Source organism: Neoroseomonas eburnea (genome assembly GCF_018129005.1).
Lineage (GTDB): Bacteria > Pseudomonadota > Alphaproteobacteria > Acetobacterales > Acetobacteraceae > Neoroseomonas > Neoroseomonas eburnea.
Map to the genome: position 1 here is coordinate 172,639 of NZ_JAAEDL010000008.1, position 15,637 is coordinate 188,275.

At 68.9% G+C, this 15,637-nt stretch carries 15 protein-coding genes; 8 read left to right on the forward strand and 7 right to left on the reverse strand.

Translation table 11 applies throughout. The features are described from left to right. The first annotated feature begins 261 nt into the window (after positions 1–261). From GXW74_RS10530 to GXW74_RS10565, 8 genes are read left to right on the forward strand one after another with little or no spacing between them, the layout of a single operon-like run. Positions 262–1,473, forward strand: a complete 1,212-nt coding sequence (locus GXW74_RS10530; RefSeq protein WP_211846454.1) for an ABC transporter substrate-binding protein — start codon at positions 262–264, stop codon at positions 1,471–1,473. 20 nt (positions 1,474–1,493) lie between these two features. Next, a complete protein-coding gene (locus GXW74_RS10535; protein WP_211846455.1) occupies positions 1,494–2,249 on the forward strand; it encodes an SDR family NAD(P)-dependent oxidoreductase in 756 nt (251 codons plus the stop codon). Positions 2,250–2,253: 4 nt separating this feature from the next. Further along, complete coding sequence (locus GXW74_RS10540) at positions 2,254–3,141, forward strand: NAD(P)-dependent oxidoreductase (protein WP_211846456.1); 888 nt, start codon at positions 2,254–2,256, stop codon at positions 3,139–3,141. After that, positions 3,141–4,031, forward strand: a complete 891-nt coding sequence (locus GXW74_RS10545; RefSeq protein WP_211846457.1) for a branched-chain amino acid ABC transporter permease — start codon at positions 3,141–3,143, stop codon at positions 4,029–4,031. The genes GXW74_RS10540 and GXW74_RS10545 overlap by 1 nt, the downstream gene beginning before the upstream one ends. Then, positions 4,024–5,010 (forward strand): branched-chain amino acid ABC transporter permease, encoded by a 987-nt coding sequence (locus GXW74_RS10550; protein WP_211846458.1) that lies wholly within the window; start codon positions 4,024–4,026, stop codon positions 5,008–5,010. The genes GXW74_RS10545 and GXW74_RS10550 overlap by 8 nt, the downstream gene beginning before the upstream one ends. Further along, positions 5,003–5,776 carry an ABC transporter ATP-binding protein gene (locus GXW74_RS28625; protein ID WP_211846501.1) on the forward strand — a complete coding sequence of 258 codons (774 nt, stop codon included), beginning with the start codon at positions 5,003–5,005 and terminating at the stop codon, positions 5,774–5,776. Before GXW74_RS10550 ends, GXW74_RS28625 begins: the two co-directional genes overlap by 8 nt. After that, entirely contained in the window at positions 5,769–6,506 is a 738-nt protein-coding gene (locus tag GXW74_RS10560; protein ID WP_211846459.1) for an ABC transporter ATP-binding protein, read from the forward strand. The genes GXW74_RS28625 and GXW74_RS10560 overlap by 8 nt, the downstream gene beginning before the upstream one ends. Before the next feature lie 13 nt (positions 6,507–6,519). Further along, positions 6,520–7,449 (forward strand): SMP-30/gluconolactonase/LRE family protein, encoded by a 930-nt coding sequence (locus GXW74_RS10565; RefSeq protein WP_211846460.1) that lies wholly within the window; start codon positions 6,520–6,522, stop codon positions 7,447–7,449. Between the two features lie 15 nt (positions 7,450–7,464). Here GXW74_RS10565 and GXW74_RS10570 read toward each other — a convergent pair whose 3' ends face one another. From GXW74_RS10570 to GXW74_RS10600, 7 genes are all read right to left on the reverse strand, one after another. Then, on the reverse strand, positions 7,465–8,046 hold the full coding sequence (locus GXW74_RS10570) for a cysteine hydrolase family protein (protein ID WP_211846461.1): 582 nt from the start codon (positions 8,044–8,046) through the stop codon (positions 7,465–7,467). 21 nt (positions 8,047–8,067) lie between these two features. Beyond that, entirely contained in the window at positions 8,068–8,742 is a 675-nt protein-coding gene (locus tag GXW74_RS10575; RefSeq protein ID WP_211846462.1) for a GntR family transcriptional regulator, read from the reverse strand. Between the two features lie 221 nt (positions 8,743–8,963). After that, positions 8,964–10,988 (reverse strand): acetyl-CoA carboxylase biotin carboxylase subunit, encoded by a 2,025-nt coding sequence (locus tag GXW74_RS10580; RefSeq protein WP_211846463.1) that lies wholly within the window; start codon positions 10,986–10,988, stop codon positions 8,964–8,966. An 11-nt stretch (positions 10,989–10,999) separates the two neighbouring features. After that, on the reverse strand, positions 11,000–11,788 hold the full coding sequence (locus tag GXW74_RS10585) for an enoyl-CoA hydratase-related protein (RefSeq protein WP_211846464.1): 789 nt from the start codon (positions 11,786–11,788) through the stop codon (positions 11,000–11,002). 16 nt (positions 11,789–11,804) lie between these two features. Continuing rightward, positions 11,805–13,412, reverse strand: a complete 1,608-nt coding sequence (locus GXW74_RS10590; RefSeq protein ID WP_211846465.1) for a carboxyl transferase domain-containing protein — start codon at positions 13,410–13,412, stop codon at positions 11,805–11,807. Positions 13,413–13,426: 14 nt separating this feature from the next. Then, positions 13,427–14,650, reverse strand: a complete 1,224-nt coding sequence (locus GXW74_RS10595) for a CaiB/BaiF CoA transferase family protein (protein WP_211846466.1) — start codon at positions 14,648–14,650, stop codon at positions 13,427–13,429. A 9-nt stretch (positions 14,651–14,659) separates the two neighbouring features. After that, positions 14,660–15,625, reverse strand: coding sequence for a Bug family tripartite tricarboxylate transporter substrate binding protein (locus GXW74_RS10600; protein WP_211846467.1), 966 nt, complete (start codon positions 15,623–15,625; stop codon positions 14,660–14,662). Between the last annotated feature and the right edge of the window lie 12 nt (positions 15,626–15,637).

A 15,637-nucleotide genomic window follows, 5' to 3' on the forward strand; every position in this document is an offset into this window, starting at 1 on the left:
ATTCGACAAGGGCCTGCCTCTGGGCCTCCTGGGGTGGACGCGTTGCTCGGCCCAATTTCTGCGGGAGAAACGTCAGAATTCAAGGTTTCGAACGGGTCCTCAAAAAATTCTGGATAATGCATAATGCTTTTAGGTTGACGCTCTCGGGAGCCGGAGGAATGATCCGCCACGTCCAACGAAGACCCGGCGCCCTCGTGGCTGCGCCGAGCCCCGCCCGACAAGAACCGAAGCCGCCCCGGCGGCCCGAGGAGGAAGCCGTCCATGCAGATCACGCGATCGCAGTTCCTGTCCCTGTTCGCGGCCAGCGCAGCCTCGCGCCTCGCGACCCCGGCCTTGGCGCAGGATGCGAACCCCGGCATCGACGCCGCCTCCAAAACCGTCACGATTGGCGGCTTCACGCCCATCACCGGGCCGGTGCCGTTTTACGGAATCCTGACCCGCGCCGCGGACGCCTGCTTCCGCCACATCAATGAGAATGGCGGCATCCGCGGCTGGAAGGTGCAGTACGTCACCATGGACGACGGCTACGAGCCGTCGCGCAGCGTCGCGGTCACGCGCCGGCTCGTCGAGGAGCACAAGATCTTCTCGCTCGTCGCCGCCGTCGGCACGGCGACGAACGTCGCAGTCATTCCCTATGCCCGCGAGCAGGGCCTGCCGATGATCGGGCCGATCGGTGGCGCCTCGGCCTTCTTCACGGAACGCAACGTCTTCCCGCTGCTGCCCGACTATGGCTGGTCGGCGGCGGCGAATGCCGAATACGCGCTGGACGATCTGCGTCTGCGACGCCTGGCGCTGCTGTGGGAGAATGACGAACTCGGGCGTTCGGCCAAGCGCGGCTTCGACAAGTACATGACGGCGCGCGGCATCGAGCCCGCGGAATCGCAACCCTTCGACGTGCGCGCGACCGACTTCACGCCGCAGATCCGCCGGCTCGCCAACGCGCAGGCGGACGGCGTGATCATGTTCGGCTCCAACGCGAACCTCGCCGCGGCCCTACGCGCAGCCGACCGCGCCGGCTTCCGGTCCAACTGGTTCGCGCCATTCTTCACCGCGGACCCCTCGACCTTCCGCCTTGCGGGTGATCTGCTGAACGGGACCTATTTCTCCTCCTGGCTGCTGCCGGTCGGCGGCGACGAGCCGGAGGTCAAGGCCTATCGCGAATCCGCCGCGCGCTTCGCCCCGAACGACCCGATCGGCGTGTTCGGTCTGAACGGCTGGAGCAACGCCGCGCTCTTCGCGGTCGGCTTCGGCAAACTGGTCGACAGCGGGCGGCCGCTGACGCGGGCCAATCTCATCGAGGTCATGGAGACCCTGACCGACGCCGCAGTGGGCGGCGCGCGCAACGTGACCTTCAAGCCGGGCGACCATCGGGGCACGCGGCAGGAAGGCATCATCCGCGCCGAGAACGGCGCCTTCAGGCTGGTGCGCGAGTTTCGCCCCTATCCGGCCGCGGCCTTCGACATGCCGGCCTGAACGGGGACACAGCGGACAGAATGACGATGATACCGATCAGCGCGGGCCCGCGGCTCGACGGGCGCGTCGCCCTGGTCACCGGCGGGATGGGCGGCATCGGCCGCGCCGTCTGCGCCACCCTGGCCGAAGCCGGGGCGAAGGTGCTCGCGACCGACCTGCAGGAGGACCGGGCCTGGCTCGATGCCACGCCAGGCGTCGCCTTCCTGCGCCACGACGTCACGTCCAGCGCCGAGACGGATGCCGTTCTCGACCGCGTCGCGGCGGAGCATGGCCGGCTCGATATCCTGATCCTCTGCGCCGGGAGCATCGCGCGGACGCCGCTGGCGGACAGCACGGATGAGGAGTGGCAGTCGATCCTCGACGTCAACCTGATGGGCGTCGTGAATCCGCTGCGCAAGGCCTATCCGATGATGGTGCAGCAGGGTGGCGGCAAGGTCGTCGCGCTGGGTTCCATCGCTGCGAAGATCGGCGGCGTCGCGGCCGGCCCGGCCTATGTCGCCGCGAAATCGGCCGTGCACGGGCTGATGAAGTGGGTGGCCAAGGCCGGCGCGCAGCACGGCGTCTACGCCAATACGGTCGCACCCGGCCCGGTGGAGACACCGATGTGGCAGACCGTGACGGGGCGCGCCCCGCCCTCGGCCAATGGCAGCGTGCCGCTCGGGCGTTTCGGCCAGCCCGAGGACATCGCCCAGGCCATCCTGTTTCTCTGTTCGCCCGCGTCGAACTGGATCACCGGAACGGTCCTCGACGTGAATGGCGGCATGTTGATGGACTGACGCCATGGCAGTGGAACGGATTGCCTTCATCGGCCTTGGCGTCATGGGCGGGCCGATGTGCCGCAACCTGGCGGCCAAGCATGCGGGGGAGGTGCGCGCCTTCGACCTGAACGACGCCGCGCGTGCGGCGCTGCAGGACAGCCGCGCGCGCGTGACGGCGGAGATCGCGGCCGTGCTGGATGGCGCCGACATCCTCCTCCTCTCCCTGCCCGGCGCGAAGCAGGTGGAGGCGGTCTGCGCGACCTTGCCGCAGACCGGCAAGCCGGGGCTGCTGGTGGTCGATCTCAGCACGACGACTGTCGCCTCGGCGCGCCGCACCGCGGCGATGCTGGACGCCGCCGGCATGGCCTTCGCGGATGCGCCCGTCGCCCGCACGCGGGAAGCCGCGGTCCGCGGCGAACTTAGTATCATGGTCGGCGCGAGCGATGAGGTATTCGCCCGAATCCGTCCGCTGCTCGGCCATATGGGCACCGACGTCACGCATTGCGGCGGCATCGGCACCGGCCAGGCCGTGAAGCTCATCAACAACGCCCTGGTCTTCGAACACGTCGCGGCACTTGCCGAGATGATGGCGATCGGGGATCGCGCCGGGGTCGATCCCGCCGTGCTGCTGGACGCCGTCTCGCGCGGATCGGGCGACAGCTTCGTGCTGCGCAACCACGGGCGGAAAGCGATGCTGCCGCGAGAATTCCCCGACCGCGCCTTCCCGTCGGACTACGTGCTGAAGGACATCGCAGGCATGCTGGAGCTCGCCGGGGATGCCGGCGTCCCGGCACGCATCACCGAGACGGCGCGCGACTACTACGCCGAAGTCGTGCGCCGCGGCTGCGGCAGCCGCTACTTCCCGGTCGTGCTCGAGCTCATCGCGGGCCGCATGGACGACCCGACCTGATGAGCGCGGCGCTGCAGGACCTGCTGCCCCTCATCTGGACAGGGGCCATCACGGGCTGCCTCTACGCGATCGGCGCGCTCGGCCTGGTCATGATCTTCAAGGCGACGCGCGTCGTGAACTTCGCCCATGGCAACATGGCAGGGCTCGCGGCCTTCGTGGTCTACGCCTTCACGGCGCATTCGGGCGGCATCGGCTGGCTCGCCGCGGTCGCTGTCGCGCTCGCGATCGTGGTCGCGCTTGCGCTGGTGACCTACGGCGTGCTCGCGCGCGTATCGGAGCGGTCCGACCTGCGCGGCACTATCGGCACGCTCGGCATCGGGCTGATCCTGCAGGGCGCGACTCAGGTCGTGTTCGGGGCGGATATCGTGAACCTCGACTTGCCGGTGCCGCGCTGGGGCACGTCTGTCGCCGGCCTGCGCATCACCTCCTACGACGTGGCGGTGCTGGTGGTGACCGCGCTGGTCGTCGCGACACTGTTCCTCGTCATCGAGCGTACGCGGCTCGGCATCGCGTTCCGCGCCGTCTCGACCAATCCTTTCGCGAGCCGCGTCTGCGGGCTGAACCTGTTCGCCGTGCAGGGCGTCGCCTGGGGCACAGCGGCCGGGCTCGGCGTCATCGCCGCGCTGCTCATCGTGCCCACCACCTTCCTCAGCTCCACGACGGTCGCGACCTTCATGCTGCAATCCTTCGCCGCGGCGGTGCTGGGGGGCTTCTCGAGCCTGCCGGGCAGCATCCTCGGCGGGCTGGTCGTGGGAATCGCCATGAACCTGTTCAGCTACTTCGTGTCGCCCGAGCTCAACAGCACCTTCCTGCTGGTGTTGATCCTCACAGCGCTCAATCTGTTCCCGGGCGGCATCCTGCCTCAGCGCGGCGGAGGGTCCCGTGCCTGACGGCATGAGCGTCGCCGAAGCCCGGCCCGGAGCCCGCGCGCGGTCGCTCGGTGCGTTGCCGCGCGACGGCCTGCTGCTTGTGCTGCTCGCAATTGTACCCAGTATGCTGGGCGGCTTCTGGATCTACGGCATCGGCGTCTGCATGGCGAACGCCGTCGCGGTCCTCTCGGTCAGCTTCCTGCTGCGCTACGGCGGCGAGGTATCGATCGGGCAGAGCTTCTTCCTCGCGCTCGGTGCCTACTGCGTCGCGATGATGGAGCGCGAAGTCGGCGTTTCCGTCGTCGTTTCCCTGCCGGTGGCGGCAGTCGTGGGGGTGGTGCTCGGGCTCGCCTTCGCCTGGCCGTCGCGGGCACTCTCGGGCATCTATCTCGCGGTTGCGACCATGGCGTTGGCACTCGCTGTGCCGGAGCTGATCCTGCTGCTCGGTCCGGTCGCCGGTGGCTATGAAGGCCTCTACGTGTCGCGGGCCCCGCTCGTCGGCGTGTCTGTCGATCTGCAGCGCTACTACCTTCCGCTCGTCGCGCTGGCTGCGGTCGTGCTGCTGCTCGCCCATTTCCGCCGGTCGCGTCAGGGGCTGGCGTTGCTGACCGCTCGCGACCATCCCCGCGCCGCCGAGGCCTTCGGCTTCTCCCGCGGCTATGCGCGGCTTGCGGCCTTCGCCATCAGCGCGGGCATCGCGGCGATCGGCGGTGCGTTGCTCGCCTTCGCGGCCTCGACGGTCTCGCCGAACAGCTACACGCTATGGACGGCGATCTATCTGCTTGTCGGCTCGGTGGTCAGTCTCGGCTCCCTTGGCCTCTTCGGGGCGCTGGTTGGTGGCGCCTTCATCACACTGGTTCCGCAGGTGCTTGCGTCCTGGGGCGACTGGGTGCCGATCCTCTACGGCCTCGCGCTGCTGGTTGTGGTCGTTCTCGGCGACCGTCCGGCGGAAGCCCTGACGAAGCTGCGTAAGCGGCTGGCGGGAGGGCGCGGTGGCTGAGGCAGCGACCCTTGCGGCCGAACGGATCTCGCTCGCCTTCGGCGGGCATCGCGTCCTCAGCGATGTCAGCCTCGACTTCCGTGCCGGCCAGGTTACCGGGCTGATCGGGCCCAACGGCGCGGGCAAGACCAGCCTGTTCAACTGCCTGACCGGCCTCTACCGGCCGCAGGAAGGGACGATCGCGCTGGGCGACATGCGGCTCGAGGGCCTCGCACCCGCGCGGCGGGCGCGAGAGGGCCTGGCGCGGAGCTTCCAGCATGTCGCGCTGTGCCCCGACCTCAGCGTGATCGAGAATGTGATGTTCGGCCGGGCGCGCCTCGGCCGTTCGGGCTGGGCCAGTGCTTTCCTGCCACTGCCGCGCGGCCGGGCGGAGGCGGCAGACGCGCGCGCCACGGCCGAAAGGATCCTCGCCCGGCTGGGTCTCGCAGCCTTCGCCGACGACATGCCGGCCAGCCTACCACCGGGCACTCAGCGCATGGTCGAGATCGCGCGCGCCATCGTCGCGGACCCTCGCGTGCTGCTGCTCGATGAACCCGCCGCCGGCCTCAACGCGGCCGAGACGCGGCACCTGACCGAGGCCCTCCGCGCCCTCGCCGGCCCCGACCTCGTGATGGTGGTGGTGGAGCACGACATGGACCTCATCATGGAGGTCTGCGACCGCATTCACGTGCTGAACTTTGGCCGCCTGATCGCCTCCGGCACGCCGGCGGAAATCCGCGCGGACCCGGAAGTGGTACGCGTCTATCTCGGTGATCCCGATGACTGAGCTGCTGCGCATCGAGGACTTGGCCGTTAGCTACGGCCCGTCGCCGGCGGTGTCCGGCATCTCACTCTCCGTGCCCGATCGCGGGACGGTGGCGTTGCTCGGGGCCAATGGCGCGGGCAAGTCGACCGTGCTGAAGGCGATCGCGGGCCTCGTGCCGAAGTCAGCGGGGCGCGTGCTGCTCGCCGGCGAGGATGTCACCGCGACGGACACGCGGCACCTGGTTCACGCCGGCGTCGTCTATGTGCCCGAGGGGCGGGAGATCGTGCCGAACCTCTCGGTCGACGAGAACCTCGTGCTCGGCGGTTTTCACCTGGATGGCGCGACGCGCCGGCAGCGGCGCGACATGGTGCTCGGCATCTTCACCGAGATCGCCAGCCGCGCCTTGAGCCCGGCTTGGCGGCTGAGCGGCGGCGAGCAGCAGATGCTCGCGATCGGCCGCGCGCTGATGGCCGGCCCGCGGCTGTTGCTGCTGGACGAGCCCTCGCTCGGCCTCGCGCCCCTGCTGGTGCGAAGGGTCTTCGACCGTCTCGCCGCGATCCGGGCCGAGACGGGTCTGGCCATCGTGTTGGTCGAACAGAACTTCCGCATGACCGTGCGCGTCGCCGACACTGTCCACTTCCTGCGGGGCGGCCGGCTGCTGGGTAAGCGCGACGCCGTCGAGCTACGCAATCCCGCCGCGATGGATGAGGCGATCGCTGCCTATCTCGGCGCCGGCGCCTCGGCGGCCTGAGGGGAGACATCCGATGGAACTGAAGGGGCGGGAGATCGCGCGGGGACTGCGCTTCCCGGAAGGGCCAGTATGTCTGCCGGACGGCAGCGTGCTGGTCGTGGAGATCGAAGGCGGCACCCTCACGCGCATCTCGTCCAGCGGGGCGAAGGAGGTCGTCGCGCAGCTCGGCGGTGGGCCGAACGGCGCGGCACTTGGGCCCGATGGCAAGATCTATGTCTGCAACAACGGCGGCTTCCGCTGGCTCGAGCAGCAGGACGGCTACCTCCGGCCGCTCGGCATCGCCGAGGACTACGACGGCGGCCGGATCGAGCGCGTGGACCTCGCCACCGGCAAGGTCGAGCTGCTCTACCGTGACTGCGACGGCCGTCCGCTTTGCGGCCCGAACGACCTGGTCTTCGATGGCCAGGTGGGCTTCTGGTTCAGCGACCTCGGCAAGGTGCGGGCGCGCAGCATGGATCGCGGTGCGGTCTACTATGCGCGCATGGATGGCAGCGCCATCCGCGAGGCGATCTTCCCCGTGCTGACGCCGAACGGCGTGGGCCTGTCGCCCGACGGCCGCACGCTCTATGTCGCCGAAACCGAGACGAGCCGCCTCTGGGCCTATGAGGTGACGGCGCCGGGTGTGGTGAAATTGGAGCCCTGGCCAGCGCCGAATGGCGGGAGGCTTCTCTTCGGGGCGCCGGGGTACCAGCGCTACGACTCCCTTGCGGTCGAGGCGGGCGGCAACATCTGCGTGGCGACGTTGGTGCGCGGCGGCATCAGCGTCATTTCGCCGGATGGCGCGCTGCTCGAATTCCACGAGGCGCCGGAGGCCTACTGCACCAACATCTGCTTCGGCGGGCAGGACCGGCGGACCGCCTTCATCACTCTCTCGGGCACGGGGCGGCTGATCGCGGTGGAGTGGCCTCGCGCCGGCCTCCGGCTGCATGACGGGCCGGGCTGATCCTGGCGCCCATCGTCACGCTGCGAAGTCGACCTCCGCGGCGGGCTGGACCTTCGCGAAGCGCTTGACGCAGAAGAGCGCGCTGCGGTGTTCCTCGTCCGTCGCACCCGCGCAGCAGTCTTCCACAACCACTGCCTCGTAATCCCGATCATGCGCCTCCCGCGCGCCGGTGTGGACTACGCCGTTGGTTGAAACGCCGGTGAGGTAGAGCCGCTGCGCCCCGAGGGCACGCAGCGTCGGTTCGAGGGAGGTGCCGTAGAAGGGGCTGACGCGGTGCTTGACGATGTCGAGGTCGCCCTCCAGTGGGGCGATCGCCGCATGCACCTCAGTTCCCCAGGTGCCGAGCTTGAAGATCCCGCGGCTGCGCGCCCCTGAGAAGACCGGGGAGTTCGGCGGGCATTGCACGTAGTCGGGCGAGAAGCCCACGCGTACATAGCCGACGCGGACCTCAGCCGCGCGCGCCCTGGCGATCAGCTCCGCCGTTCGCTCGAGGATCTTCTCCCGCGCGATGGTCGGCGCATAGGTCGCGCCATTGGGACCGTCCGGATGGATCAGGTCGTTCATCATGTCCATGACGAGCAGGACGGATCGGCTCACGGTCGGTCTCCTTGACGGTAGTCAGTCGCTCGGTGCGGTGCCCGGGGCGTTATCGTCCTGCCGGGCCTTGAGCATGTCATTGAGTTCGCTCCAGCCGGCCTCGATGTGGCGGCGGAGGCAGAGCATCGCCCCGGCGACATCGCCCTCGATCATGCAGCGGAGGAGTTCGGCGTGTTCCTCCGCCGCGCGTTCCGCGCGGCCGCCGATGCGGTTGATGATGTCGAAGGGGTAGCGGGCCCAGAGAATCTGTACGAAGTGCAGCGTCTGCGGCGCCTTGGCCGCGTCGTACATGCGGCGATGGAAGCGGTAGTTCGCCCCACGGGCGGCGGCGCTGTCCTTCTGCGCGGCGGCCATGGCGAATTCGTCGGCGAGCTTACGGATCTCCTGCAGGTCGTGCGTCGTCGCACGCTCGACCGCATAGCGGACGAGCTGGCCCTCTAGCAGGATGCGCAGGTTGAGGATCTCGTTCGAGGCGCCGATGTCGAAGGGGACGACCGTCGCGCCCTTGTAGGAGCGGCTGTCAATGTAGCCCTCGGCCTCGAGCAGGCGCAGCGCCTCACGGACCGGAGTGATGCTGATCTGAAGCTGCTCCGCGATCTCGGCCTGCTTGAGCCTTGCGCCGCGCGCGAGCCGGCCTGAGAGGATGGCTTCGCGCAGGTGGTCGGCGACCTGTTCCTCTTTCGTGCGATACTCCATCGAGCCTTGTCCCTTCTGGCCTCCCACTGGCCGAGGCTGAACCGGCTCGGTGATCCGATGCAGATAATGCATCATACCTCATTAAATGTCGAGCCGTTCCGCGACGCAACGGGACGTTTGGCACAGCCCAATCGCGCGCGGGATGCAAGACATAATCGGCTGTGGCTGCGCCTGATTACTTCGCCCGCGTAGGCCGGGCCGGGAGCCGCAGGCCGAGGGACTCAGGCGCTATCTGGCCCTGCCGCGAAGGTGACGAGTTCGGTCCCTTCCTCGACCATCTCGCCGACGGCATGCATGACCTGCGCGATGGTTCCCTCCATCGGAGCGCGAAGCGTGAGTTCCATCTTCATCGCCTCGATGACCAGCAGCGGCGCGTTCTTCGCCACGCTATCGCCGGGCGCCACGAGGATGCGTGTCACCCGTGCGGGAATCGGCGCCGTGACGCGGTCGCCACCGGCGGTTTCGACGCGCGGTGGTGCCAGGGGATCTACCTGCACCAGCGTATGGTTGCGGCCGCCAACGATGACGGTGACCTCGGCCCCGCGGCGCGTCGCGGACAGGCGCCGCGACACGCCGTCCACTGTCAGGAGAAGTCCGTCGGGATCCTCCTCCAGGCTGGCGGAGACCGGACCGCTCGGCAGGTCCAGGCGGAAGGTGCCATCCGGCAGAGGGTGCGTCCGCAGCGCGAGTGTGACCCCATCCCCCCGGCGGAAATGCAGATCCTGGTAGCCGTCGCCATTCATCCGCCAGGCATCCACGGCAGCCCAGGGCGACCAGGGATCGCCGCTGGCCCGCGCCGCCGACTGGATCGCAAGGTCCTGCGCCCGGACGGCGGCTAGCGCGGCGGCGGCGAGCACGACCGCCTCGTCCGCCACGGACGAAGCAGTGTCATCCGGCAGCAGACGCGCGGCATGGCGTGCGATGAAGCCTGTGTCGAGATCGGCGGTTCCGAAGGCAGGATGCGCGACGATGGCGCGCAACAGGCCGAGATTCGTTTCGAGCCCGACGACCTCGTACTCCGCCAGCGCGGCCGTCAGGCGCCGCACGGCGGCCGGACGATCCTCGCCCCAGACGATCAGCTTGGCGATCATCGGGTCGTAGTGCGGCGTGATCGCGTCGCCCTGGCGCACACCGGTGTCGACGCGCACCTTGCCTGGCACCGCGTGCGGCTGGCGCAAATGAGCGAGGCGGCCGGTGGACGGCAGGAAGTCGCGGCCCGGGTCCTCGGCATAGATGCGCGCCTCGATGGCATGGCCCCGGATCGAAAGGCCCTCAGGCGGCAGCGGCAGGCGTTCGCCGGCCGCCACACGCAACTGCCATTCCACCAGGTCGAGGCCCGTGACCATCTCCGTCACCGGATGCTCGACCTGCAGGCGAGTGTTCATCTCCATGAAGTAGAAGGCATCGCCCTCGGCGATGAACTCCACCGTGCCGGCGCCGACATAGCCGACCGCGCGCGCGGCCGCGACGGCAGCGTCGCCCATGGCCTGCCGGCGTGTGAGGTCCATCCCCGGTGCCGGCGCTTCCTCCAGCACCTTCTGATGGCGGCGCTGGATCGAGCAGTCACGCTCGAATAGCGAGACTGTGTTGCCCTGCGTGTCAGCGAAGACCTGGATCTCGATATGCCGCGGCCGGGAGAGGTACTTCTCGACCAGCACCCGGTCGTCGCCGAAGGACGCGAGAGCCTCCCGTTGCGCGCCTTCCAGCGCGGGTAAGAAGTCGTTGACGGACTCGACCACGCGCATGCCCTTGCCGCCGCCGCCGGCGCTTGCCTTGATCAGCACGGGAAAGCCGATCCGTTTCGCGGCATCCATCAGCAGTGCGGGATCCTGCGCCTCACCATGGTAGCCAGGCACCAGCGGAACCCCGGACCGCTCCATCAGCGCCTTCGATTCCGCCTTCGATCCCATGGCGCGAATTGCTGACGGCGGGGGCCCGATGAAGACGATGCCGGCCTCCGCGCAGGCCTCGGCAAAGGCCGCATTCTCTGATAGGAAGCCGTAGCCAGGATGGATCGCCTCGGCGCCGGAACGCCGGGCGACGTCGATGATGCGCGGGATCGAGAGGTAGCTGTCGCGCGCCGGTGCGGCGCCAATGGGCCAGGCTTCATCGGCGAGGCGCGTGTGCCGCGCGCCAGCATCCGCCTCCGAGTAGACAGCGACGGTGGCTATGCCGAGTCGGCGCGCGGTGGCGATGATGCGGCATGCGATCTCGCCACGATTGGCGATCAGGATCTTGCGGAACATCGCGGCGCTCCTCAGCCTTCTCGGCGCCAGGACGGCTGCCGCTTGTCGAGGAAGGACATCAGTCCCTCCTGGCCTTCGGCCGAGGCACGGCGCTGGGCGATTCGCCGCCCGGTCTCGGCCCCCAACGCCGCATCCACGACGCGGCCCTCGGCGAGGAACACCAGATCCTTCGCATCGGCCTGCGCGCCGGGAGCGCCTTGCAGGATCGCCTTCAACACCTCCTCGCCAGTCGCGACCAGGCGCTCCGCGGCGACCACCTCGTGCACCAGGCCGATATCGACGGCGCGCGATGAGGAGAAGACCTCGGCGGTCTGGAAGTAGCGGCGCGCCCAACGCGGCCCAATCGCGTTGATCACATAGGGGCTGATCGTCGCCGGGGTCAGTCCAAGCTTCACCTCGCTCAGGCAGAAGGTCGCGCCCTCGCTCGCGATCGCCACGTCGCAGCAGGCGACTAGCCCGACGCCGCCGCCATACGCCGCTCCTTGGATCAGCGCCAGCGTGGGCTTCCCTAACCGGTCCAGCGTCTGCATCAAGCCGGCCAACGCGGCGGCGTCGGCAAGGTTCGCCTCCTCACTGTGCCGCGCCATCCGGCGCATCCAGTCGAGGTCGGCCCCGGCCGAGAAGCTGCGCCCGGTGCTCGCCAGCATCACCGCGCGGACGCCCGCGTCCCCGCCGAGGCGCCGGAGTGCCGCCGTCAGCTCCGCGATCAGCGTGTCGTCGAAGGCGTTGTGACGGTCCGGCCGGTTCAGCGTGATCGTGGCCACGCCGCGCGCATCGACGGCTTCGAGGAAAGTGCTCATCTTCTGCGATCCGCCTTCACATCCGGAACAGGCCGAAGCGCGTTTCGGGCACCGGCGCGTTCAGGGCGGCGGACAAGCCAAGCGCAAGCACGCGCCTGGTGTCGGCCGGATCGATCACGCCGTCGTCCCACAGCCGCGCGCTGGAATAGTAGGGATGTCCCTGGACCTCGTACTGTTCGCGGATCGGCGCCTTGAAGGCTTCCTCCTCCGCCGTGGGCCAGGTGCCGCCGCGCCCCTCGATGCCGTCCCGACGGATGGTGGCGAGGACCGAGGCCGCTTGCTCCCCGCCCATGACGCCGATCCGCGCATTCGGCCACATCCACAGGAAGCGGGGCGAATAAGCCCTGCCGCACATGCCGTAGTTCCCCGCCCCGAAGCTGCCGCCGATGATGACGGTGAATTTCGGCACCGCGGCCGTTGCCACCGCCGTCACCAGCTTGGCGCCGTCCTTGGCGATGCCTCCGGCCTCGTACTTCCTGCCCACCATGAAGCCGGTGATGTTCTGCAAGAAAACCAGCGGGATGCCGCGCTGGACACAGAGCTCGATGAAGTGCGCGCCCTTCTGAGCGCTCTCCGAGAACAGGATGCCGTTGTTGGCCAGGATGCCGACCGGATAGCCCCAGATCCGCGCGAAGCCACAGACCAGCGTCGGGCCATACAGGCGCTTGAATTCGTCGAACTCGCTGCCGTCGACGATGCGCGCGATGACCTCCCGCACATCGTAGGGGGTGCGGAGATCGGCCGGGACGATGCCGTAGATCTCCCGCGGGTCGTAGCGGGGGGACATCGGCTCGCGCAGGGCCACGGGCGGGCGCTTCACCTCGTTGAGGCTCGCGACCACCTGTCGTGCTATGCCGAGCGCATGCGCGTCGTTCTCCGCGTAGTGGTCCGTCACGCCGGAGGTGCGACTGTGCAGGTCGGCCCCGCCCAGTTCCTCGGCCGTCACGACCTCTCCCGTCGCGGCCTTCACCAGCGGTGGCCCGGCCAGGAAGATCGTGCCCTGGTTGCGAACGATGATCGTCTCGTCTGACATCGCAGGCACATAGGCGCCGCCGGCGGTGCAGGATCCCATCACCACCGCGATCTGCGCGATCCCCTGGGCCGACATGTTGGCCTGGTTGAAGAAGATCCGCCCAAAATGGTCGCGGCCAGGGAACACCTCGTCCTGGTTGGGCAGGTTGGCACCACCGGAATCGACCAGGTAGATGCAGGGCAGCCGGTTCTGCTGCGCGATCTCTTGCGCGCGCAGGTGCTTCTGCACCGTGATCGGGAAATAGGTACCGCCCTTCACCGTGGCATCGTTCGCCACGATCATGCATTCGCGCCCCGAGACGCGGCCAATGCCGGTGACGATGCCGGCCGACGGCACCTCGCCCCCATACATGCCGTGGGCCGCGAGCTGACCGACCTCGAGGAACGGCGAGACGGGATCGATCAGGGCGCGGATGCGGTCGCGCGGCAGCAGCTTGCCGCGGGAAAGATGCCGCTCGCGCGCCACATCGCCACCGCCGAGCCGCACCCGCTCCGCCGTCTCACGTAGATCGCGTACCAGTCCCCGCATCGCATCGGTGTTCGCGCGGCTCTCAGTGGACCGCATGTCCACCGCAGATTCGATCATCGGCATGAAGGGCTATCCTGTCAGGCAGGGGGGCCGTGGATGACGCCGAGGCCGCGCAGTGTCTCGACCTGTTCCTCGGTGAGTCCGAGTTCACGACGCAGCACTTCCACCGTGTGCTGCCCGAACATCGGTGGCGGTTCGAGCGGCGCCTGCCGCTCACCGGGAAACTTGATCGGCCGCCCCAGCATCCGCAGCGGACCTGCCGCAGGGTGATCCACCTCTACCAACATCTCGCGGGCGGTCGCGTGGGGATGGGACAGCGCAGCATTCACGCCGAGCACGGGTGCGTGCGGGACGTCGTGTTCCTCGAGCAACCGCTGCCACTCCGCGACCGTCCGCGTCGCGGTGATGGCGGCGATGCGCGGCTCGATCTCCGCGCGATGCTCACGGCGCAGCGCCATGGTCGCGTAGCGGGGGTCCCTCCCCATCTCGGGGCAGCCCAGCGCCTTGCACAGCTTCGGCCAGAAGCCGTCGGCTAGGCAGGCGATGATGATGGTGCCGTCGGATGCGGGAAAGCCATCATAGGGCACGACGGAAGGATGTGCCGACCCCATCGGCGTCGGATCCTGCCCGGTCAGGAAGGCGAGCTGGGACAGATAGCCCAGCAGCGACATGGTGCCGTCATAGAGGCTGACGTCGATCAGCCTTCCTCGCCCCGTCGTCGTGCGTTCATGCAGCGCGGAGAGGATCGCGATGGCGCCGAAGATGCCCCCCGACATGTCGCCGATCGGCAGGCCCAGCTTGACCGGCGGCCGGCCCCGTTCCCCGTTCACACTCAGCACGCCCGTCAGCGCCTGGGTGACGATATCGAAGGACGGCTTGTCGCGCAGCGGCCCGGTCAGGCCGAAGCCGCTGATGGCGCAGTAGATCAGTCGCGGGTTGAGCGCCATCAGCGCCTCGGCACCGAGGCCGAGGCGGTCCATCACGCCGGGGCGAAAATTCTCGATCAGCACATCGGCGGTGGTGACGAGCCGGCGCAGGATGTCCGCGCCCTCCGGCTTGCGCAGGTCTAGCACCAGGCTCCGCTTGCCGCGGTTGAGGCCGAGGAAGTAGTGGCTCTCACCGCCGATGAAGGGTGCGAAGCCGCGCGTCTCGTCACCCTTGCCGGGCGGCTCGATCTTGATGATCTCGGCGCCGAGGTCGCCGAGGAACTGCGCCGCGAGCGGCCCCGCCAGCACGCGCGTCAGGTCGACGACGCGCAGGCCAGCAAGCGGGCCGCCCCAGGATTGAGCCGGATCGCTCACCGATGCGCCTCAGCTCGCCCGCAGGCCCAGGCTCTCGATCACCGGCTGCCACTTTGCGCGGTCGACGCGCATCAGGGTAACGAGATCCTCCGGCGTGCCGCCGAGCGGTTCCGCGCCGGCCGCGATGACGCCCGCGCGCAGGGCAGGGTCGGCAAGCGCTGCGTTGGACGCCTCGTTCAGTGCCCGCACGATCTCAACCGGTGTCCCCTTCGGCGCGAAGAAGGCGTTCCAGGCAGTCACCTCCGCATCGATGCCCTGTTCCCGGAAGGTCGGCACGTCCGGCAGCGAACCCGAGCGCCGCCCGAGCGACACGCCCAGCGGCCGGATCCGTCCGCCCTGCAGGGTGCCGAGCGAACTCGCGATGGTGTCGACCACCGCAATCACGTCGCCACGCAACGCGCCGGTGAGGGCCTGCGCGCTTCCGTTGTAGGGCACCTGCTGGATCTCGACGCCGGCGGCGCGGCGCAGGATCTCGGCCGCGACGCGGGAGGTCGTGCTCGGCACGCCGATCGACACCTGCCCTGGCCGCGCCCGCGCGGCCGCAATGAGATCCGTGAGCGAACGGATCGGCGATTCCTGGTTCGTGTAGAGCAGCATGCCGAGGTTCAGGATGGCGGCAATCGGTGCAAAGTCGGCGACAGGATCGAAGCCGAGCGAGGCGAACATGAATTCGTTCGCCGCATGCGTGGCATTGGTACCCCACAGCAGGGTGTAGCCGTCCGGTTCGGCCCGTGCGACGACGACCGAGCCGATGTTGCCGCCGGCCCCGGCCCTGTTCTCCACGACAAAGGGATGGCCGAAGCGGCGCTGGTAGTACTCCGCGAAGCGCCGGCCGAAGATGTCGGTGCCCTGCCCCGCGGGGTAGGGCACGACGATCCTGACGGAACGGGTCGGCCAGGCCTGCGCGAGGGCAGGCCGGGCCAGGGGGGGCGCCGCAGCGAGAAGTGGCAGCGCCAGGATATGCCTTCTTTTCATGTGGACGTCCCC